Genomic DNA, 20,580 nt, shown 5'->3' on the forward strand with positions numbered 1-20,580 from the left:
TGTTTAGATGAACTTCAAAACAGCGTCGAGCGGACCGAGGAGCCATTGTGACCGACACCACCGGGGCGAGCTGTTGCGGCGTCAGCGCCTGCTGCACCGGCGCCGAGCAGGCGGTCGACCCCGCGAGCACCGCCGAGCAGGCCAAGACCGACGCCGGCTGCGCCTGCCTCACCGAACACGACACCGACGCCCATGGCGGCACCCACACCGCCCCGCACACCGCCCCGCACACCGCCGCGAGCGACGACAACTTCGGCGGTGCGGGCGGTGGGCTGCCGGTCGTGGTGATCGGTGCCGGGCCGGTCGGGCTGGCCGCCGCCGCGCACCTCGCCGAACGCGGGCAGGACTTCGTCGTCCTGGAGGCGGGGACGCGGGTCGGGGCCGCGATCTCCGAGTGGGGGCACGTCCGGCTGTTCTCGCCCTGGCGGTACGACACCGACGCCGCCGCCCGCCGCCTGCTGGAGCCCACCGGCTGGACGCCGCCGCCCGCCGACCACCTGCCGACCGGCGCCGAACTCGTCCGCGACTACCTGGCCCCGCTCGCCCGGGTCCCCGCGCTGGCCGGACGGATCCGCACCGCCACCCGGGTCGTCGCCGTCGCCCGCCAGGGCGTGGACGTCACCCGCACCATCGGCCGAGACGAGCGTCCGCTCCTGGTCCGCGCCACCGGCCCGGACGGGACGTTCCACGACATCGCCGCCCGCGCCGTCATCGACGCGTCCGGGACCTGGGGCGCCGCCAACCCGCTGGGCCACTCGGGCCTGCCCGCCCCCGGCGAGGACGCCGCCGCGCCCTACCTGACCGGTCCGCTGCCCGACGTCCTGGGCCGCGACCGGGCCCGCTTCGCCGGACGGCACACCCTCGTCGTCGGCATGGGCCACTCGGCCGCCAACACCCTGCTCGCCCTCGCCGAACTCGCCGCCGCCGAGCCCGGCACCCGCGTCACCTGGGCCGTGCGCGGCGCCTCGGTCGCCCGGCTCTACGGCGGCGGCGACGCCGACGGGCTCCCGGCCCGCGGCGCGCTCGGCATGCGCCTCAAGGAGGCCGTCCAGTCCGGGGTGATCACTCTGGTGCGCGGCTTCACCATCACCGGCTTCGCGGTTCCCGGCGACGGGCCCGTCCAGGTCACCGGCCGGACGCCGGACGGCGAGCACGCCCTGCCGGCCGACGTCGTGGTCGCCGCCACCGGGTTCCGGCCCGATCTGGACATGCTCCGCGAGGTCCGGCTCGACCTCGACCCCGCCACCGAGGCCCCGGCCAAGCTCGCCCCGCTGATCGACCCCAACTTCCACTCGTGCGGGACCGTCCCGCCGCACGGCGAACGCGACCTCGCCCAGCCCGAGGCCGGGTTCTACCTGGCCGGGATGAAGAGCTACGGCCGCGCGCCGACCTTCCTGATGGCCACCGGGTACGAGCAGGTCCGCTCCATCGTCGCCGCGCTCGCCGGAGACCGCGAGGCCGCCGACGCCGTCGAGCTCGACCTGCCCCAGACCGGCGTGTGCTCCACCGACCTGGTCACCGACGACCTCCTGCCCGGCTCCGCCGCGGCGGAGCCGGGCGCCGGGTCAGCGGCCCAGGCCGAAACCGGCGGTGGCTCGTGCTGCGGCGGTCCGGTTTCCGAGCCGGTCACCGTCGGTTTCGGCGCGCCTGCCGGGGTGGGCTTCGCGACCGGAGTGGTGCACGGCTACTCCGGCGACGCCGAACGCGAGGACGCCGAACGCGAGGACGCCGAGCGCGGCGACCCCCCGGCGTGACCGCGCCTGACGAATCGGTAACGTCGATGATCGTATGAGCCGTGGAAGTGCCGCATCCGGTCCGGCGGCGGACGTCACCGCCGCCGGTACCGGTGCGGTGTCCCGCGTTCCGCTGCTCGCGCTGTGCGTCACCGAGATCACCAGCTGGGGCGTGCTGTACTACGCGTTCCCCGTCCTTGCCCCGGCCATCACCCGCGACACCGGGTGGTCGACGGGCGCGATCACGGCCGCGTTCTCCGCCGCCCTGGTCGTCGCCGCGCTGGGCGGCATCCCCGTGGGCCGCGCGCTCGACCGGCACGGCCCGCGCGCCCTGATGACCTGCGGATCGGCGCTCGCCGTCGTGGCCGTCCTCGGGCTGGCGGCGGCCCCCAACCTGGCCTGGTTCGCCGTCGCCTGGCTGCTGGCCGGAACCGCGATGACCGCCGTCCTCTACCAGCCCGCTTTCGCCGCGCTCACGCGCTATTACGCGCCGCGCCACGTCGCCGCCCTGACCACGCTCACGCTGGTCGCCGGGCTGGCCAGCACCGTGTTCGCGCCGCTCACCGACGCGCTGTCGGCACAGCTGTCGTGGCGCGGCGTCTACCTGGTGCTGGCGGTGGTGCTGGCGGTCGTCACCGTCCCGCTGCACCTGCTGGCCCTGCGGCGCCCCTGGCCCCCGCCGCCCGCGCTGGACGGCCCGCGCCGCGCGGACGTCCGCGACGATGTGGCGGGGACTGTGCGCAGCAGACCGTTCGTCCTGCTGACCGTCGCGTTCACCCTGTCGTCCTTCACGATGTTCGCGGTGCTGATCAACCTCATCCCGCTGCTGACGTCCCGTGGAGCGGCCGGCAGCACCGCGGCCTGGGCGCTCGGCCTGGGCGGCGTCGGCCAGGTCACCGGACGTCTCGGCTACCGGACGCTGGCGCGCCGCACCGGCGTCCGCGCCCGGACCGTCCTGATCCTGGCGCTGTCGGCCGCCGCGACCGCCGCCCTCGCCCTCGTCCCGGGGCCGGTGGCGCTGCTGATCGCGGTGGCGTTCCTGGCGGGGATGATCCGCGGCATCGCCACGCTGCTGCAGGCCACCGCCGTCTCCGACCGCTGGGGCACCACCGCCTACGGCGCGCTGTCCGGAATCCTCGCCGCCCCGATCACGACCGCCACCGCCCTGGCACCCTTCGCCGGCGCCGCCCTGGCCGCCGCGCTGGGCGGCTACCCCCACATGTTCCTGGCGCTGGCCGTGACCGCCGTCCTCGCCGCCGTGCTGGCGACTGGCACGGCACCGGCGAAGTGACGCCGTCCTGGGGACGGCCGTGTTCCTCTGCGTTTGCGCTGGTCATCGCGTGTGCGGCACCCGTGACGTCGTACGCGCGCGACGATGGCGTCAGATTGACGCTTGCAATGACGTCACTCATGACGTCATAATGACGTCGTGGATGTTACGCCGTTTGTAGACAACCTGCGCCGGGAGCTCGCGGTCGCGGCCGAGGCCGGAGGTGCGGACGCACGTGCGCTCGCCGAGCGGCTGACCGGGCCGCTGGAGTCGGCCGCCCGGCTGATGCTGCTGGAGGCCCTGGCGGCCGCCGCCGAAGAGATCACCCGCGACCTGGCGCCGGGCTCGGTCGACCTGCGGCTGCGCGGCCGCGACCCGTCGTTCGTGGTGACGCCGCCCACCGAAGGCGACGCCCCCGCCGCCGTTCCCGGCAGCGCCGCCGTTCCCGGCAGCGTGGCCGGGGGCGATGAGCGGCAGGCCGAGCCCGAGCTGCCGCCGGTCGGACGGGCCGCCGACGAGGGCGGCACCGCCCGGATCACGCTGCGCCTGCCCGAGCACCTCAAATCGCGCGTGGAGGAGGCGGCCGCCCGGCAGGGCGTCTCCGTCAACGCCTGGCTGGTCCGCGCGGTCTCCGCGGCCTTCACCCATGGCGCCCCCGGCGGGCCCGGCCCCGAAGGCGGCGGCGCCGAACGTCCCGGCGACACCGGACAGCCTCCGCCGACCGGACGCACCTTCGCCGGCTGGGTGCGCTAGCCGCAGCCCTGTCCGAACACCCGGCCGAAAGGGCCGGGACGCACCACCGACCCATGTAGGGAGCTTCGCCATGCCGACTTTCGACACGCCCAAACCCATTCTCGCCGTCATCGAGGTCTTCACCGGGTACGTCCGGATCAACGCGGGCGACCGCACCGACACCGTGGTGGACGTCCGTCCGAACGACCCCTCCGAAGAGTCCAGCGTGAAGGCCGCCGAGCGCACCCGGGTCGAGTTCTCCGGTGGACGCCTGCTGGTGAAGGAGCCCCGCGCCAAGGGCCTGGGATCCTGGCTGGCCTGGCGCGGCGGGATCGAGGTGACCGTCGAGCTGCCCGCCGGATCCCGCGTGGAGGCGAGCGGGGCGGCGGACTTCCTCGCCACCGGACGGCTCGGCGAATCGTCCGTGCGCAGCTCCACCGGCGACATCAGGCTCGAACAGACCGGGCAGACGGAGCTGAAGGCCAGCAACGGGGAGGTCTCCGTCGACTGGCTGACCGGCCCGGCGGACATCAAGGCGAGCAACGGCGCCGTCCGGCTCGGGACCGCCGAGGGCGACGTCCACATCAGCTCCGCGACCGGCGACGTCACCGTCGACCGGCCGCTGGCCGACCTCACCGTCAAGTCCGCCTACGGCCGGGTCCGGGTCGGCGAGGTGTCGCGCGGCTCGACCCGCGTGGAGATCGGCTACGGCAAGGCGCACATCGGCATCGCGCACGGCACCGCCGCCTGGCTCGACCTGCACTCCAAGCACGGGGCGGTGCGCAACGCGCTGACCTCGTCCGAAGGGCCCGACGAGGCCGACAGCACCGCGGAGGTCCACGTCCGCGCCAACTACGGGGACATCGACGTCCACCGCTCCTGACCCCCCGACGAAGACAAGGAATCAGACATGACAGACGCGATCACGGCCGAAGGACTGACCAAGCGATACGGCGAGGTGACCGCCCTCGACGGGCTGAGCCTCACCGTCCCGGAGGGGACGGTGCTCGCTCTGCTCGGCCCGAACGGCGCGGGAAAGACGACGACCGTACGGGTGCTGACCACACTGCTGCGTCCCGACGCGGGCAGCGCCGTGGTAGCCGGATGCGACGTGGTGCGCGACGCCGCACGGCTGCGTTCCCGCATCGGGCTGTCCGGGCAGTACGCCGCCGTCGACGAGCACCTCACCGGCGCGGAGAACCTGGAGATGGTGGGGCGGCTCTACCACCTGGGCGCCAAGCGCAGCCGGGCGCGCGCCCGCGAGCTGCTGGAACGCTTCGACCTCGCGGACGCGGGCGGCCGCCCCGTGAAGGGCTACTCCGGCGGGATGCGGCGCCGCATCGACCTCGCCGCCGCGCTCGTCGCCGACCCGCCGGTGCTGTTCCTGGACGAGCCAAGCACCGGCCTCGACCCCCGCGCCAGGGCGCAGCTCTGGAACGTCGTCGCCGACCTCGTCTCCGGCGGCAGCACCGTGCTGCTGACCACCCAGTACATGGAGGAGGCCGACCGGCTCGCCGACCAGATCATGGTCGTCGACCACGGCCGCGCGATCGCGCGCGGGACGTCCGACGACCTCAAGGACCAGGTCGGCGGCGACCGGATCGAGGTGACGGTCTCCACCCGCGCGGAACTCGACGCCGCGCGGGAGACGCTGGCGTGGCGCGCCGTCGGGGCGCTGCGCACCGACCCCGACGCGCTCCGCGTGACGGCCCCGGTCAGCAGCGGCGCCGACTCGCTGCGCGAGGTCCTGGCCCGGCTGGCCGACCAGCGGGTCACGGTGCGCGACGCCGGGCTGCGGCGCCCCACCCTCGACGACGTCTACCTCGCCCTCACCGGACACGCGGCCGCGGCGGCCGCGGGCGAAACCCGCGACGGTCAGGAGGCCGCCCGATGAACGCCCTCACCACCCCCGTCGCCGACGGGTTCACCATCGCCAGGCGCAACGCCCTCAAGATCAGGCGCTCCCCGGACCTGCTCGGCGCCACGATCATGTTCCCGATCGTGTTCGTGCTGATGTTCGCCTACGTCTTCGGCAGCGTGATCGACGTCCCGGGGATGTCGTACAAGGAGTTCCTGCTTCCGGGGATCTTCGTCCAGGCAGTGATCATGGGTGGCCAGAGCACCGGCTACACCCTGACCCTCGACCTGCAGAAGGGCATCTTCGACAGATTCCGCTCGCTGCCCATGGCGCGTTCGGCGGTGCTCATCGGCCAGACCGTCGGCGACCTGCTGATGAACCTGTGCAGCCTCACCGTCATGGCGCTGATGGGCCTCCTCGTCGGCTGGCGCGTGCACACCCCGGCCTACAAGGTCGCCCTGGGCTTCGGGCTGCTGCTCCTCTTCGCCTACGCCTTCTCCTGGGTGACGGCGGCCGTCGCCCTTTCCCTGCGGACGCCGGAGAGCTTCAACAACATCGCGACCATGGTGTCGTTCCCGCTGATGTTCATCTCCAACGCGTTCATCGACAGCTCGAAGCTGCCCACCCCGCTCCGCGTCGTCGCCGACTGGAATCCCGTCTCGACGTTCACGCAGGCCATCAGGGAACTCTTCGGCAACACCGACGCCGCGCTGAAGACGTCCTCGGCCTGGCCCATCGAACACGCGATCCTGGCCTCGACCCTGTGGATCGCGGCCATCCTCCTGATCTTCGTCCCCCTCGCAACCCGCCTCTACAAACGAGCCGTCAGCACCTGACCCGGCCGGTCGATGACCGGGTGGTAGCGGGCCGGGCGGTGGGGGAGGGCTGTGCTACCTTGTGGGCCACGTAGACCTTCCCATCTTGCCGAGGGTACGGGATCCGTGGACTCGCAATGGAAGAACCCCTTGTTGTAAGGGCGTCCCCCGCCGAGCAGCCTTCGACATTCGGACCGTTGTCTTTGTCATGGGTGCTGGCGCTGTTCACGGTCACCCTCGGAATGTGGATCGGGCTTCTCGCGTCCGCGCAGGTTCTGCTGCCCAGCCAGATAGCGGTGATCGACCCGGACCACAAGGTCTGGGCGCTGGGCGCGGTGACGGCCGCCGGCGCCGTGGCGGCGGTGTTCGCCGGGCCACTTGTCGGCGCCTTTTCCGATCGGACGAGATGGCGTTTCGGAAAACGGCGCTCCTGGGTGGTCGGCGGCACGGTTCTTTGTGCGGTGGCCCTTCTTCTCCTGCCCTTGCAATCGTCGATAGTCGCCGTCGGTATTTGCTGGACGGTCGTCCACGGCGGAGTGGGCGGTCTTTCCGCGGCGTTGTGCGCGGTGGTCCCGGACCGTGTTCCGGTCGACCGGCGCGGGACGGTCTTCGCCGTCGTCGGATTCGCGCAGCCGCTCGGGCTGGTGTTCGGGACGCTGCTGGTGTCCGGCATCTCCTTCCGGGCGGGATATCCGGTCGTCGCGGTCCTGGTCGGGCTGCTCGCCTTGCCGTACGCGTTCATCGGACGGGACGCACCCGTCCCGCCGCACCGGCCTGACCAGCCGAAACGCCCCGATCATGCGATCCGGGGCGGGAGGTCGCGGCGGGTGGTCGACTCGGCGGTCGCGCTCGGGCCGGATTTCGCGTGGGCCTGGGGCGGACGGTTCATGGCCCAGTTCGCGACGTCGCTGGCGACCGTCTACCTGCTGTACTTTCTCCGCGACGAGATCAGGCTGAACGACCCGGCGCAAGGCGTGGCGGTGCTCAGCCTGATGTTCACCGCCGGGATCATCGTGGTGGGCCTGGTGATGGGGCGCGCGTCCGACCGGATCGGGCGGCGCAAGGTCTTCGTGATCGTCGCCGCATTGCTCATGGCCGCCGGGCTCACCGGAATGGCGCTGGTCTCCACCTGGCCGGTGGCCGTTGTCGCGGCGGCCGCGCTCGGCGCCGGATATGGCGCCTACCTCGCCGTCGATCAGGCGCTCGTCACGCAAATCCTGCGGAGCGACAGCGATCGGGGAAAGGACCTCGGGGTGATGAACATGGCGGGCAGCGGCGCGGTCGCGGTCGCGCCGATCGTCGCCGCGGGCAGTGTCGACCTCGGCGGCTATACTCTGCTGTTCCTCCTGGCAGGCGCCATGGCCGTAGCGGGCGGGCTGCTCATCCAGCCGATCAGATCAGTTCCGTGAAAAGGCCGTCATGAGTTACTTCTGAGTTGTGTTCGACGGGGGTGTCGGAAAGGGATGGCAGCGGAAGGCGTGTATTTCCGGGTCCTCGGCCCGCTGGCGGTCAGCGTGGGCGGGGTCGCGGTCGCGCCGCCGCGCTCCCCGGTCCTCCAGGGGCTGCTGGGCGTGCTGCTGCTGGCCCGGGGCCAGCCGCTGCCGACGAGCCGGCTCGCCGAGCTGGTCTGGACGGACCGCGCCGGCGAGACGAGCCGCGAGTCCGTCCATGTGGGCGTGTCGCGGCTGCGGAAGTGGCTGACCGGCCTCGACGCCGACCGGCCCGACCTGATCAAGATCGACTACCGGGACGGCTACCTGCTGCACTGCGCGGCCGACCGCTCCGACCTCGGCCGGTTCCTGGCGCTCGCCGACGAGGCGCGCTCCCTGACGGAGCCGGAGCACCTGTACCGGGCGCTGTCGTCCGCGTTCGCGGAGCGCAAGGGGCCGCTGCTGGCCGGCCTGTCGCGGATCGAGCGGACGGACACGCTCGTCCGCAGCCTTGAGGAGGAGATCCGCCGAGCCGCCCTGGGCTTCGCCGGCGCGGCTCTGGAGGCGGGCACGCCCGAGGGGGCGGTCACGGCGGTCAGCGGGCTGACCGCGGAGCTCCCGTTCGACGAGCCGCTGCACGCCGCCCTCATCGACCTGCTGACGGCGAGCGGGCGTCCGGCGGAGGCGCTGCAGACGTACCGGCGGCTGAGCGAGCACCTGTCCGCCGAACTCGGCGTCGAGCCGAGCGAGGACGTCCAGCGTGCGCACATGCGGGTCCTGTCGGCCAGCCGCACGCTCGACGAGGGTCAGGACGCGGAGCCGGGGTCGTCCACGGCGCCGCCGCCCGCCCAGCTTCCGCCCGACATTCCCGACTTCACCGGCCGGCGGGCCGAGGTGGTCGATCTGGCCGAGACCCTCATCGGCGGCGGAACCCCGCAGAACCGGACGGTCGCGGTCGCCACCGTCGCGGGAATGGGGGGAGTGGGCAAGACCACGGTCGCCGTGCACGTCGCGCACCAGATCGCGAGCTTCTTCCCCGACGGGCAGCTGTACGCGAACCTGCGCGGCGACTCGGCGAGCCCCGCCGACCCGAGCGAGGTGCTCGGCCGGTTCCTGCGCACGCTCGGCATGCCGGGCGCGGGCATCCCGCCGTCCCTGGACGAGCGCGCGGCGCTCTACCGGAGCCGCCTGGCCGGAAGCAAGATCCTCGTGGTGCTCGACAACGCCGCCGCGGAGCCCCAGGTGCGGCCGCTGCTGCCCGGCACGCCGTCCGCCGCCGTGCTGATCACCAGCCGCAACGCCCTCCTCGGCCTGGAGGGCGCGAAGCTGCTGAACCTGGACGTCCTATCGTCCGCGCAGGCCGTCGAGCTGATCGCCAACATCATCGGCGAGCAGCGCGTCGCGGCCGAGCTGGACGTCGCGGTGGAGATCGCGCGGCTGTGCGGGCACGTCCCGCTGGCGGTGCGCATCGCGGCGGCGCGGCTGCTCGGCCGCGGCCACTGGACGCTGGCGCACCTCGCCGGCGTGCTGCGGGAGGAGCGCCGCCGCCTCGACGAGCTGGTCGCCGGCGACCTGGAGGTGCGGGCCGGGTTCGAGATGAGCTACCGGCTGCTGCCGGCGGAGGCGCGACGCGCGTTCCGGCTGATCGGGCTGCTGCACGCCCCCGACTTCGCGTGCTGGACGGTCGCCGCGCTGCTCGACCGTCCGATCCCCGAGGCGCAGCGGCACCTGGAGACGCTGATCGACGCGCACCTGGTCGGCATCACAGGCGTGGACGAGACGGGCCAGCTCAGGTACCGGCTGCACGACCTGCTCCGGCTGTACGCCCGCGAGCTCGCCGAACGCGACGACCCGGCGCCGCTGCGGGAGGCGGGCCTGCGCCGCGCCCTCGGCGGCTGGCTGGCGCTGGCCGAGGACGCCGCCGCGCACGTCCCCGGGCCGTGCTACGCCGCCATGCACGGGCCCGCGCAGCGCTGGTCGCCGCCCGCGTCCGTCTCGACGCGCCTGCTGGCCGACCCGATGCAGTGGTTCGACTCCGAGCGCGCGGCGCTCGTGGCCGAGGTCGGGCACGCCTGCGAGCTGCGCCTCACCGCGTACGCCTGGGACCTGGCGGCCTCGATGGAGAAGTACTGCGACATCCGCGGCCTGTACGACGACTGGCGCCGCATGCACGAGCGGGCGCTGGCGCTGTGCCGCGAGACGGGCGACAAGCGCGGCGAGGCCGTGGTGCTGCGCGGCCTGCTCGAAGTGACCACCTGGACGTCGACCGCCGGGTCCGGGACGGCCATGACCCGCATGAACAAGCTGGCCCTCCGGCTCCTGGACCTGTTCACCGAGCTGGACGACCCGGCCGGGATCGCGGACGCGATGGTGGCGCTGATCTGGGCCAAGACCGCGGCGGGCGACGCCGCCGAGGCGCTGGACCTGGCGGACCGCGCGCTCCGCCTCGCGCGCGAGGCCGGCTACACCGGCGGGCGGGCGCGGATCCTGCACGTCAAGGCGATCGCGCACGGCGAGGGCAACCCGCACGACGCACTCGAATGCCTCGTGGAGGCGCGGGAGGTCGCGGAGGAGCTCGGCAATCCGCGCCTCACCGCGACGATCGTGCAGTTCCTCGGCGCCGCCCGCGCCCTGTGCGGCGACATCGCGGCCGGCCGGGAGCTGCTGGACGAGTCCATCATGATGGCGCGCAACCTCGGGGACCGTTACCTGGAGACGTTCTCGCTGCTGTACCTGGCCAAGCTGTTCGTCGCGACCGGGGACGGACGGGCCAGGTCGACGATCGAGCTCGCGCTGACCTACAGCCGGGCGGGCAACTTCCGCCACCATCTCGCCGACGCGCTGGGCGTCCTCGGGGAGCTGAACCTCGCCGAGGGCGACGTGCCGGAGGCCGTCGCCTGCCTCGAACGGTCGGTGCAGGTCTGGCGCACCCGCGGCTGGATCCCGTTCCTCGCGCGGGCCCTGCGCACCCTCGGCGACGCGCAGTCCGCCGCCTGCGACCACGACGCCGCCCGCGCCAGCTGGACGGAGGCGCGCGAGCTGTTCGACCGGATCGACGACGCCGCGGGCCACTCCTCCGTCGCGGAGCGCCTGGCGTCCGGCGACATGATCGGCTGACGGATGCCTGGGCCGCCGCCCGGATCCCGGGGCCGCCGCCGCTGACGGATCCGTGGTCGCGACCGGTGCCGGAGCGCGCTTATCGGAGCCGGGTCGCGGAGGCTAACGGATCTGGGGTGGTCGTGTTAGGCGTCCGGTTAGCGATCGGTAAGGACCGCCTCGGTAGCTTCAGAGGAAGCACCGCATCAGGGTGCGGTGCACGGTGAGCGATTCTCCGTCGTGAGGCCAACTGGCGCGGGGGCGTAGTTGACCGTCGGGGGCTCGCTGGTCGATCCGGCGTGCCGGCCGGGAGCTTCCCATCCCGGCCGGCGGGTCAGGCTTCCTGCCGAGGGCGGGCCAAGGTTTCCTGCCGAGGGCGGGTCAGGGTTTCCTGCCGAGACCGCAGAACTGGTACACGGGGCGCGGCGGTCCGCCGATGTCGTTGGCGGGCGGACGCCACAGCGAGCAGGACACCACGCCCGGCTCCAGCAGTTCCAGGCCGTCGAAGAAACGTTCCAGTTCCGTCCGGCCGCGCAGGCACATGGGCGCCACCCCGGCCTCGTTGCTCATGTCGACCGCCTGCTGGGCCGCCTCGCCGTTGACCTCCCCGGTGGGGTGGGCGATCGCCAGGTAGCTGCCCGCCGGGACGGCGGACAGCAACCGGTCGACGACCTGGTTCAAGGGCCCGCGCAAGCGCGGGCCGGGCGCGTGGCCGGGCCCGCCCACAGCAGACCGGAGGCCGATGGACGGCCCCCACGTCCCGCACCGCACGGGGCCAGGCACCACCACAGGACACGCACCCCCTCAGCACCGCGCCAGGCAGCGGCCCCCACCTCGGCGAAAATCAGGCTGGAAAACTACCCGCGCCGGACAGCGCCGGCCGAACTCCCTTAACGGTCGCCCTACGGGTGGCCTACGGCCATTCCGCCGGCCCTGCCCTCCCATCGCGAGAAGAGGGGCCGCGGCCCTTGATCTGGCCGCAGTGTGGCATGTCCGCATCCGCCGCCACAGTTGCACTGCGTGGCTCAGTGCGGGATGCCGTCGATCAAGTCACGCGCGCCCTTGCGCAGCAGATCACCCGCCACGTACGCGCCCAAGTCGCCGCCCTTGTCCGGTGGCGACCACTCGTGTGAGTGCACGAACTGCGAGCCGTCGCGGGTGAACACCATCCCGCGCAGGCTCAACTGCCCGTCCCGCTCCAACCGGGCATGCCCCGCGATCGGGCTGTTGCAATGCCCCTGCAGCCCGTGCAACATCGCTCGTTCCGCGCGCACACACCGCCGGGTGTCCTTGTGGTCCACCAGCCGCACCAATTCCACGATGTCGGAGTCGGCGCGGCGACAGTCCACCGCCAGCACCCCCGCGCCCACGGCCGGGATGATGTCGAGCACCTCGCCCGCCCGCTCGATGCCCAACCGCGCCAGACTCGCCCGCGCCAACACGATGGCGTCGAAGTCTTCCCCGCCGTCCAGTCGCCCGAGCCGGGAGTTGACGTTGCCGCGCAGATACTCCACCCGCAGGTCTGGCCGGATCTGCCCGAGTTGCGCGCGACGCCGCACGGCCGAGGTCCCCACCCGCGCACCCGGCCTCAGATCCGCCAGGCACTGAACCTTGCTCGCCATCGGGAACAGCATCACATCAGCGGTGTCATCACGCTCGACGTACGCGGCGAACACCGACCCGTCCGGGCGCGGCACATCGCCCGGCACGTCCTTGAGGCAATGCACCGCGATGTCCACCTGCCGCGTCAACAGCGCCCGGTCGATCTCCCGCATGAACGCGCCCTTGCCGCCCAGCTCACCCAGATGGCCCCGATGCCGGTCCCCGGCCGTCTGAATGCCGATCACTTCGACCCGCACGTTGGCCAGTTCTTCCAGCCGCGCGGCGACAGCACGCGCTTGGACCATCGCCAGCGGAGACGTCCGCGTCCCCAGCCGGACGACCCCACCACCGCCCGTCCAGGAGAACACCGGTTCCACCGCGCCCGAGCTAGCGGGCACCAAATCCGTCACCTCGAAGACCCCTCCCGCGCCCGAAGGCGCTTCACCCCGCGCGCTCATGCTCATCTTCTCCCAGTCGGCCCGGCACCGGTCAGCATTCGCCCCGCTCCACCTGCACCAGCACACCCAGTCCCAGTCCGACCAGATGGTGCGCCGCACTCAGCGCCCCGCCCCCGTGGTCTAGATGCACCGTCGCGTCATCGAGCCGCATCAGCGCCGTAACGCCCGACACTCCCAGGCCCGCGTCTCCCCGCCGTTCGGTCATCTCCCCTTCCTGGATCTGCCCGACCCGCCCGTTCAGCGAACCGACCACCGTGTGGAGATCCTCCAAGGCCCGCGTCACATGCTCCAGCGCGACGGCCGTCTCAGACAACGTCAACCCCGCCGCGCCACCGACCACCCTGGACGAGGCATCCTTGGCCCGCTCAGCCAGCGCATCCAGCACCCACAGCGCCCCGTGCGGGCCGCTTGCCTGCTGCTCTGCCACCGGTCATCACTCCCGTTCTGCTCCGTCACCAGCGCTCGTACGGCGCGGCCCCGGTCACCTGCCAGGCAGGGGACGGGACCGGGACCGCGCCGACAGGAAAGGAACCACGGCGGTTGCCACCAATCCGCTGACCAGACCGGCCGCCGCGTTCCATGGCTCATGCCTCACACCCACGCGCGACCCGGCCCCGCCCGCGCCATGTCCACACCCATCACGATCGCGTCGTGGTCACTGGCCGCCGGACGCCGCTCGTAGCCCAGCAGCGCACCCACCAGGTTCTTGGTGACGTGGAACTGGTCCACCCGCAGCCCGCCGGTAGCGGTCGGCGCGCGCAACTCCAGCCGCCCCGTCGTATCGGCCAAGTGCGCCGCCACATCTGTCAGCGCCACACCCAGCACCTCACCGACGATCCGGTTCCCGCGCCACGGCTCATCAGGCGAGCGACGCGGAAGGCACCGGGCACTGCGGTTGTAGGGCTCCACCGCATCCCAGTCCGGTTCCGCGTCGCCGACCGGCATGTGGTTGATGTCGCCGCCGAGCACGCCCCGCCCGCCGTAGCGGTGCAACCGCGCGATCATCCGTTGCGCCTCGATCGAAGCAGCCTGCGCCGAATAGGCGGTCAGATGCGCCGAGATCACCGTCAACCCTGGATCATCATCGGGCGCGTCCCGGTCGGCCAGCACCGCCACCCCGTACCCGTTCTCGGTCAGGTGGCTGTACTTGGTCTCAAAGTGCCGCCGCGCCAGCCGGTCAGGCCGGTACGCGACGGCGGTGTGGAAGTCCACCTGCGACGGCGCGACCAGGAACCGCAGCCCCCACCCGCGCCGCTCCAACTCCTGTTCGGCCGCAGCCTGCCACCGAGGGTCGCGGCCCCAGTCGGTGAGTTCCTGCCACAGCAGCGCGTGCGGGCGCACATCCGCGATCAGATCAGCCAGCGGCGCCCACCGATCATCAGCACGGCCCTCACCGTCCCACCTGCCGCCGTAGCGGGCATTGAGACTCATCACGATCAGCGGCTCACCCATCACGCCGCCCCCCGCGCCGCCGTCGCTGGCACGCCCACCGCACCGGCCCCGGCACCCACAGCGGAGCCAAGCCCCACACCGTCAGGCACGCCAGCCACCAGCCCACACGCTGCGCCCACACCTCCGCCTCATCCGGCCCGTCACCGGCCCAGCCGTCCGTCCCCGCGTCCTGCTCGTCCGGCAGCTCAGCCACGGCCGCCCCCCGCCAGTGCTCCGCCAGCCTGATTCGCCAGCGGGTTGGGCACCACGCCGACCCGCCCAAGACAGGAACGTCCGTCAACAAGCCGCTCTCACACGGCCAGTGCTGCACCGGCACGACCCCCGGCGGGACCAGTCCCAGCCGCCCGAACAGGTTTGTGATCTGCTCATGCGTGCGCGCCACGCCCGGCGCGGTTGTCTCGTCCCGATAGAGCTTCTCAATCTGCGCCACCGCGACCGGTTTCGGCCCCGTCGACGACAGGTGAGACAGCGCCACCATCGACCCCGGCACCATCCGGCCCGTGAACGCCCGCACGATCCCCGCCGGGTCCTGCTCATCGGTCACGAAATGCAGCACCGCCAGCAACAGCACGCCCACCGGCCGATCCCAGTCGATGAACTCATCCAGATCAGCGATCAGCTCATCCACGCGTCGCACGTCACCGGACACGATCGGCATCCCCTTCAAGAGCGCCCGATCATGCGCCAACACCAGCGGATCGTTGTCCACCCCCACGACCACCGCATCCGGGTGATACTCCCGCGCGATCTCAAAGACGTTCGGTTTTGTCGGGATGCCCGTCCCCACATCCACGAACTGATCAACTCCGGCCTGCGCCAGCCACGCGACCACCCGATGCATGAACTTCCGATTCGCCAGCGCCGCTTGCGGAACCGACGGAGCCGCCTTGATCACTTTCTTCGCCGCCGCCTGATCAGCGTCATCCTCATCGAACCGGCCCGCCATCACCACCGCGCCCCCGCCCCGGACCCGTGCCCGCCCGTGCGCTCAAGCAGGCCCACCAGAACGGCCGGAGCACGCTCGACCTCATCCACCGGCACCACGCCCTCACCGGTCACCGCATCCACGTACCACCACGGCCCGCCGACCCGCACACACCCCACATCCAGCCACCGCGACCTATCCGCCCGGCTCACCACGTTGAGCACCGGAGGCCCCCCACCCCGCGACACCAGCCCGCACGCCAGCGAATCACTCCCCGCAACCACCGCGTTCAAGGCGGTCAGATGCAACCGCCCCGCGCTCATCGAAGAGGACAACCGCCCACCCGGCTGCCCATGCTCGTCCAGACCCGTTGACCGACGTGTTTCCATGGCTCCCACTTCCCTTTCCGACTCTGCGTTGCCAGGCAAGCTAGGTCGGAAGCAGGAGGGGAACCCGCACGCGGGTACGGGCAAAAACCCCGCACTTTTGTGCGGGCTAGATCACTCCCGCGCGGTGGGCGAGACCGCGAAGTTGGGGCGTGCTAGCGCGGTGTTCACGCTTGATCAGCGCAGTCAGCAGGTCATGCGTTCGCGGGTCGTAGCGGACCAACTCAGGTGAGATGTGCTCAGCGTCCAGCAGCATGTTGACCGCAGCGGCGTCCTTACGCTGCTGGCCATAGGCTCGGGCAAGGTCTAGCCCAACCTGTGCCCTGCGGCCCCGGAGACCAGGCGCGAGGCGGGAAACGTTGAGAGATTCGCCGATGTCGATGGCCCGCCGGGGATCGCCAAAGGTCACCGCCGCCGACAACTCGTGGATACGTATGTTGGTTGGTCCGAAAGCCGTCCAGAAGTGGTTATAGTCACCTCCGAGCGCGGCCGCGATGCGTCGCGCCTGCTTGAGATTGGCGTCGACCTCGGCCCGATCGAACTGGCGTGCTGCGGCGGTGACGCCGACCAGATGAAGCCCGCCCACCAGCGAGAGGCGTTGTGGGTCGCGCTTGTCGGAAATCCGGCTGAAGGAAGCGGCGGAGCTGAGCGCGATGGACTTGGCTTTCTCAGGCTCTCGCATTCGGACAAACACGTATCCGAGTCGGTAGGCGCTTGCTGCGGCAAGCAGCGGATTGTCCGCATCCTGAGCCGCCGCCAGAGAACGGTCAGCGGCTGTCCAGGCCAACTCGGCCTCGCCCACGCGGTTGAGTGTCATCGCGGCAGACTGGTAGATAAGCGCGCGAAGCGTGTGTGCCGCACGACGTCGCTTCGCTGGGGCGGATTGGGCAGCGTGCTCGGTAGCCTTGATCAGGTGAGGAAGGCGTCGCCCAGCGGTGTTGTAGTGAGCAGCTTGATAGAGCCGGTTCACCGCGCGCAGTTCGTTGCTGAGCCACGTAAGATCGGCGGATTGAGCCTTAGGGCTAGTCCGCGTGAGCAAGGACGGAAGAGTCTCGTAGCTCGTCATGGCGTCCCGGATCGGTGCCGCCGCCTCGTACCGTCGCATTCCGCCCCCTCTCTCGTCCACGGTCAGGTCTTCCAGTGACACCCCCAGGATCTCGGCGAGCTGGACTAGCACCGAGTGGCTGTCAATGCTTCGTGTCCCGCGTTCCACTTGGCTCAGCCAGCTTTCGGAGCGGCCAATCAGCCCAGCCAAGACGACTTGTGACAAACCGCGTCGTCGGCGAGCGCGGGCGAGTTGCCGGCCAGTCTCCTTGCGCGCATCCTTCACCTGACCACTCCAGCCGTAAGCACTACAGGTCCCCGACCAGATCGTGCAGCTCTCTCATGACTCCTTTCCAGGTTGGCATTCGAGCATGCGCGGGCGCAGCCGGATCGAACAGCACCCGCACGCCCATCTCGCGCAGCGTCCGCACGTTGACCTCGAACGCACGATGCCGGGCCAAGGCGTCCTTGAGCAACGGGGCCGCCACGATGGGCACCCCGAACCCCATCAGCTCACACAGCAAGCCGACGGCGAATGTGTCCGCGATGCCTGTAGCCCACTTGTTGATCGTGTTGAAGGTGGCGGGTGCGGCCACCACCGCATCGGCAGCAGGCAGCTCATTCGGCTCACCTGGCATCCGATAGTCCGATCGAATCCGTTCGCCTGTCCGCGTCTCCAGCGCCTCAACATCGACGAAGCGTCGCCCCATCGGCGTCGTGATCACGCATACTCGCCAACCCGCATCCTGGGCGAGATCGACCAGCCGCACAAGGTCAGCCGCCGCTGGTGCGGCACACGCCACTACATACAGAACCCGTCTGCTACCGCTGTGCACGACGGGAAGCTTAACGAGCAAGCCACATGGCAGGCGGTGTAGCGAACTGGGCGCAACCCTGAACCTGTCTCTAGGTGAGGGTTTCCCTACGTAGGTAGATCACCCCGCGAAGCGATCGGAGATTGGCAGGAGACACCCGGTATCTGCTCAACGCCCCAGCAGGCGCGCGAGGTACCGCTTTGGGGGTTCCCAGCCAACCCCGACCCCCACCCCTTACACCGACCCGCCTCCGGCGTAGGGCTCTACCCATAAGAGCATGGGCGACCTCAGGTCAGCACCCCCAGGCCACCGTTGCGCAGAAGCTGTCAGCACACCACCGTGGCTGATCGCCGAGGGCGGGTCAGGGTTTCCTGCCGAGACCGCAGAACTGGTACACGGGGCGCGGCGGTCCGCCGATGTCGTTGGCGGGCGGACGCCACAGCGAGCAGGACACCACGCCCGGCTCCAGCAGTTCCAGGCCGTCGAAGAAACGTTCCAGTTCCGTCCGGCCGCGCAGGCACATCGGCGCCACCCCGGCCTCGTTGCTCATGTCGACCGCCTGCTGGGCCGCCTCGCCGTTGACCTCCCCGGTGGGGTGGGCGATCGCCAGGTAGCTGCCCGCCGGGACGGCGGACAGCAACCGGTCGACGACCTGCCGCGCCTGGACGTCGTCGACGACGAAGTTCAGGATCCCCAGCATCATGATCGCGACGGGCCGGGTGAGGTCGAGCGTCGCCGCGGCCTGCGCCAGGATGGCGTCCGGCTCCCGCGCGTCGGCCTGGATGTAGTCGGTGGCGCCCGCGGGCGTGGACGTCAGCAGCGCCTGGGCGTGCCGGAGCACCAGCGGGTCGTTGTCGACGTAGACGATGCGGCTTGCCGGGGCGATCGCCTGCGCGATCTCGTGGGTGTTCCCGGCGGTGGGGAGCCCGGTCCCGAGGTCGAGGAACTGGCGGATTCCGGCGTCGCCGGCCAGGTGGGTGACGGCGCGTCCGAGGAATCCCCGGTCGGCGCGGGCGGAGGCGACGATGTCGGGAAGGACCGCCTGGATCTGGTCGCCCAGTTCCCGGTCGACGATGTAGTTGTCCTTTCCGCCGAGCCAGTAGTTCCATACCCGCGCCGTGTGCGGGACGGCGGAGTTCACTTCCGCCGGGCGCCGCGATTCATCGGACGGCTTGTGGGGGGTGGTGTCGCCGGTCACGAAATGGCCTTCCCGATTTGTGCTCCCATTGTCAGGCGAGCGTACTCATCCATTCCTGCCGGCGCGTCGGCGGCCCCCGCCTTTCAGCCCCCTCAGCCGCTTCCGCCGCTTCAGCCGCCGAAAATCGTGACGGGGTCGCCGGTGTACCAGGTATTGGCTATGCGCATTCGGCGGATCACCCACCGTTCACGGTCGCGGACGAGTTCTACGTCGTAGGGGTTTTTCAGCAAGGCGAAAGTGTCATGGTCGGCGGTGAGGAGATGTTGGGCCTCCACCAGGGCCGTCAGCCGGGCGGTGTCGGCGTCCAGCGCGATGCGGGGGTTGGTGACCTGGTGGGTGGTGTCGATCCGGCCGGTGAACGAGGCCAGGATGGTGGTGACGATCGTGTCGCGTCCGACCATGACCGGGGGCCGTCCGCCCCATTTCGCCGCGGCGGGACGGAAGTCGAGTTCGGCGTCGGCGGCGAAGGCGGAGGCGAACAGGGCCTCGTCCTTCAGGTCCTGGCCGAGGGCGAAACGGTGGAGGGCGTCCAGGATCTCGGCGCGGTCCCGCAGTTCCCGGACGACCGCGTCGATGTCGGTGGCCGGGGCGGATATCGCGTGCGCGTCGGTGCCGTACATGGCTCACTCCTGTGCAGGTCAGTGGATGTTTTTAGTGGTTTCACTCTGCGGCGGGGCGAGCGGCCGATCAATGCGGGGATGGGCAAGTATCGTGAAGCCGGGGTTAACGATGTGGGGGCGTCGTCGTGCTGGAGCGGTATGAGGTGGAGGCGTTTCTCACGCTGGCCGAGGAGCTGCATTTCGGCCGTACCGCCGAACGTCTGCACGTGTCCACGGCGCGGATCAGCCAGACGATCGCCAAGCTGGAACGTCGCGTCGGCGTCCCGTTGTTCGACCGCACCAGCCGCCGCGTGGAGCTGACCGCGGTCGGGCGGCGGCTGTACGAGGACGTCCGTCCCGCCTGGGACCAGATCAACGCCGCGTTCGACCAGGCCGTCAGCGCGGGTCGCGGCCTCACCGGCACGCTCCGGGCGGCGTTCGTCGGCGCGGCGGCGGGGCAGCTGCTCGCCGGGGTGACGGAGCTGTTCCGGCGGCGGCAGCCCGACTGCGACGTCCGGCTCCGCGAGGCGCAGATCGTCGACGCGGTGCCGTGGCTGCGCGACGGTGTGATCGACATCGCGCTCGACGCCTTCCCCGTCGACGAGCCGGGCATCGTCAGCGGTCCGGTTCTGGTCTCCGAGGCGCGGATGCTGGCCGTCGCGTCCGATCACCCGTTCGCCCGGCGCGAGGCGGTTTCCGTGGAGGACCTGGCGAGGGTCAAGGTCCTTCAGCTGCCGGGCTCAGTGCCCGAGTCCGTGCGGAACGACCGCACTCCGCGGGCCACCCCTGGGGGCCGTCCGATCGAGCCGGGGCCTTCGGCCTCGACGCTCAACGAGATACTCACGCTCGTCGGCGCAGGCCACGGCGTTTTCCCGGTGGGGGCGCAGACCAGGCGTTACTACGCGCGGCCCGACGTCGCTTACGTCCCGCTCGACGGCGCCCCGCCGCTGCGCTGGGGGCTGCTGTGGCGGACGGACGCCGCCACGGCCCGCGTCCGCGCGTTCGCCCAGGCCGCGCACGACCTGCTCCACGACGCCCCTTGATCGAGGTCAGCCCTGATCGAGGTCAGCCCTGATCGAGGTCAGCCCTGATCGAGGTCAGCCCTGATCGAGGTCAGCCCTGATCGAGGTCAGCCCTGATCGAGGTCAGCCCTGATCGAGGTCAGCC

At 71.3% G+C, this 20,580-nt stretch carries 18 protein-coding genes; 9 read left to right on the forward strand and 9 right to left on the reverse strand.

Annotated elements, in window-relative coordinates; all coding sequences use genetic code 11:
* The first annotated feature begins 47 nt into the window (after nucleotides 1-47).
* The 8 genes from ACH34T_RS34285 to ACH34T_RS34320 all read left to right on the forward strand — a co-directional run bounded on the left by ACH34T_RS34285 (nucleotide 48) and on the right by ACH34T_RS34320 (nucleotide 10,955).
* Complete coding sequence (locus ACH34T_RS34285) at nucleotides 48-1,754, forward strand: FAD-dependent oxidoreductase (protein ID WP_396025120.1); 1,707 nt, start codon at nucleotides 48-50, stop codon at nucleotides 1,752-1,754.
* 34 nt (nucleotides 1,755-1,788) lie between these two features.
* Complete coding sequence (locus ACH34T_RS34290; protein ID WP_396025121.1) at nucleotides 1,789-3,024, forward strand: MFS transporter; 1,236 nt, start codon at nucleotides 1,789-1,791, stop codon at nucleotides 3,022-3,024.
* Between the two features lie 138 nt (nucleotides 3,025-3,162).
* A complete protein-coding gene (locus tag ACH34T_RS34295) occupies nucleotides 3,163-3,756 on the forward strand; it encodes a toxin-antitoxin system HicB family antitoxin (RefSeq protein ID WP_396025122.1) in 594 nt (197 codons plus the stop codon).
* A 70-nt stretch (nucleotides 3,757-3,826) separates the two neighbouring features.
* Entirely contained in the window at nucleotides 3,827-4,618 is a 792-nt protein-coding gene (locus tag ACH34T_RS34300) for a DUF4097 family beta strand repeat-containing protein (RefSeq protein ID WP_396025123.1), read from the forward strand.
* 27 nt (nucleotides 4,619-4,645) lie between these two features.
* The gene (locus tag ACH34T_RS34305) at nucleotides 4,646-5,629 is read left to right on the forward strand and encodes an ATP-binding cassette domain-containing protein (protein WP_396025124.1); all 984 of its coding nucleotides are present in this window, start codon (nucleotides 4,646-4,648) and stop codon (nucleotides 5,627-5,629) included.
* Nucleotides 5,626-6,429, forward strand: coding sequence for an ABC transporter permease (locus tag ACH34T_RS34310; protein WP_396025125.1), 804 nt, complete (start codon nucleotides 5,626-5,628; stop codon nucleotides 6,427-6,429). Before ACH34T_RS34305 ends, ACH34T_RS34310 begins: the two co-directional genes overlap by 4 nt.
* Before the next feature lie 176 nt (nucleotides 6,430-6,605).
* On the forward strand, nucleotides 6,606-7,817 hold the full coding sequence (locus ACH34T_RS34315; RefSeq protein WP_396025126.1) for an MFS transporter: 1,212 nt from the start codon (nucleotides 6,606-6,608) through the stop codon (nucleotides 7,815-7,817).
* A 54-nt stretch (nucleotides 7,818-7,871) separates the two neighbouring features.
* A complete protein-coding gene (locus ACH34T_RS34320) occupies nucleotides 7,872-10,955 on the forward strand; it encodes an AfsR/SARP family transcriptional regulator (protein ID WP_396025127.1) in 3,084 nt (1,027 codons plus the stop codon).
* Between the two features lie 360 nt (nucleotides 10,956-11,315).
* Here ACH34T_RS34320 and ACH34T_RS34325 read toward each other — a convergent pair whose 3' ends face one another.
* The 9 genes from ACH34T_RS34325 to ACH34T_RS34365 form a co-directional block, all read right to left on the reverse strand.
* Nucleotides 11,316-11,615, reverse strand: coding sequence for an SAM-dependent methyltransferase (locus ACH34T_RS34325; RefSeq protein ID WP_396025128.1), 300 nt, complete (start codon nucleotides 11,613-11,615; stop codon nucleotides 11,316-11,318).
* 344 nt (nucleotides 11,616-11,959) lie between these two features.
* A complete protein-coding gene (hemC, locus tag ACH34T_RS34330) occupies nucleotides 11,960-13,000 on the reverse strand; it encodes a hydroxymethylbilane synthase (RefSeq protein ID WP_396025129.1) in 1,041 nt (346 codons plus the stop codon).
* A gap of 25 nt (nucleotides 13,001-13,025) precedes the next feature.
* Nucleotides 13,026-13,421 (reverse strand): hypothetical protein, encoded by a 396-nt coding sequence (locus ACH34T_RS34335; RefSeq protein WP_396025130.1) that lies wholly within the window; start codon nucleotides 13,419-13,421, stop codon nucleotides 13,026-13,028.
* A gap of 164 nt (nucleotides 13,422-13,585) precedes the next feature.
* Nucleotides 13,586-14,446: a hypothetical protein gene (locus ACH34T_RS34340; RefSeq protein ID WP_396025131.1), complete on the reverse strand. Its 861-nt coding sequence runs from the start codon at nucleotides 14,444-14,446 to the stop codon at nucleotides 13,586-13,588.
* Nucleotides 14,439-15,392 (reverse strand): SAM-dependent methyltransferase, encoded by a 954-nt coding sequence (locus ACH34T_RS34345; protein ID WP_396025138.1) that lies wholly within the window; start codon nucleotides 15,390-15,392, stop codon nucleotides 14,439-14,441. The genes ACH34T_RS34340 and ACH34T_RS34345 overlap by 8 nt, the downstream gene beginning before the upstream one ends.
* Nucleotides 15,393-15,866: 474 nt before the next feature.
* Nucleotides 15,867-17,087, reverse strand: a complete 1,221-nt coding sequence (locus ACH34T_RS34350; RefSeq protein ID WP_396025132.1) for a helix-turn-helix domain-containing protein — start codon at nucleotides 17,085-17,087, stop codon at nucleotides 15,867-15,869.
* Nucleotides 17,088-17,109: 22 nt separating this feature from the next.
* Nucleotides 17,110-17,637 carry a flavoprotein gene (locus tag ACH34T_RS34355; RefSeq protein WP_396025133.1) on the reverse strand — a complete coding sequence of 176 codons (528 nt, stop codon included), beginning with the start codon at nucleotides 17,635-17,637 and terminating at the stop codon, nucleotides 17,110-17,112.
* Nucleotides 17,638-17,977: 340 nt separating this feature from the next.
* Nucleotides 17,978-18,814: an SAM-dependent methyltransferase gene (locus tag ACH34T_RS34360; protein WP_396025134.1), complete on the reverse strand. Its 837-nt coding sequence runs from the start codon at nucleotides 18,812-18,814 to the stop codon at nucleotides 17,978-17,980.
* A gap of 110 nt (nucleotides 18,815-18,924) precedes the next feature.
* Complete coding sequence (locus tag ACH34T_RS34365) at nucleotides 18,925-19,434, reverse strand: nuclear transport factor 2 family protein (RefSeq protein ID WP_396025135.1); 510 nt, start codon at nucleotides 19,432-19,434, stop codon at nucleotides 18,925-18,927.
* 125 nt (nucleotides 19,435-19,559) lie between these two features.
* Here ACH34T_RS34365 and ACH34T_RS34370 point away from each other — a divergent pair, with 125 nt between their 5' ends.
* The gene (locus tag ACH34T_RS34370; RefSeq protein WP_396025136.1) at nucleotides 19,560-20,456 is read left to right on the forward strand and encodes a LysR family transcriptional regulator; all 897 of its coding nucleotides are present in this window, start codon (nucleotides 19,560-19,562) and stop codon (nucleotides 20,454-20,456) included.
* Nucleotides 20,457-20,580 lie beyond the last annotated feature (124 nt).

This window comes from Actinomadura sp. 9N215, assembly GCF_044326345.1.
GTDB lineage: Bacteria > Actinomycetota > Actinomycetes > Streptosporangiales > Streptosporangiaceae > Spirillospora.

What these genes read in the sequence shown, in the direction of transcription:
- ACH34T_RS34290 (WP_396025121.1), top strand. Translation starts at nt 1,789, where the DNA reads ATGAGCCGTGGAAGTGCCGCATCCGGTCCGGCGGCGGACGTCACCGCC.
- ACH34T_RS34300 (WP_396025123.1), top strand. Translation starts at nt 3,827, where the DNA reads ATGCCGACTTTCGACACGCCCAAACCCATTCTCGCCGTCATCGAGGTC.
- ACH34T_RS34305 (WP_396025124.1), top strand. Translation starts at nt 4,646, where the DNA reads ATGACAGACGCGATCACGGCCGAAGGACTGACCAAGCGATACGGCGAG.
- ACH34T_RS34310 (WP_396025125.1), top strand. Translation starts at nt 5,626, where the DNA reads ATGAACGCCCTCACCACCCCCGTCGCCGACGGGTTCACCATCGCCAGG.
- ACH34T_RS34320 (WP_396025127.1), top strand. Translation starts at nt 7,872, where the DNA reads ATGGCAGCGGAAGGCGTGTATTTCCGGGTCCTCGGCCCGCTGGCGGTC.
- hemC (WP_396025129.1), bottom strand. Translation starts at nt 13,000, where the DNA reads ATGAGCATGAGCGCGCGGGGTGAAGCGCCTTCGGGCGCGGGAGGGGTC.
- ACH34T_RS34340 (WP_396025131.1), bottom strand. Translation starts at nt 14,446, where the DNA reads ATGGGTGAGCCGCTGATCGTGATGAGTCTCAATGCCCGCTACGGCGGC.
- ACH34T_RS34345 (WP_396025138.1), bottom strand. Translation starts at nt 15,392, where the DNA reads ATGGCGGGCCGGTTCGATGAGGATGACGCTGATCAGGCGGCGGCGAAG.
- ACH34T_RS34365 (WP_396025135.1), bottom strand. Translation starts at nt 19,434, where the DNA reads ATGTACGGCACCGACGCGCACGCGATATCCGCCCCGGCCACCGACATC.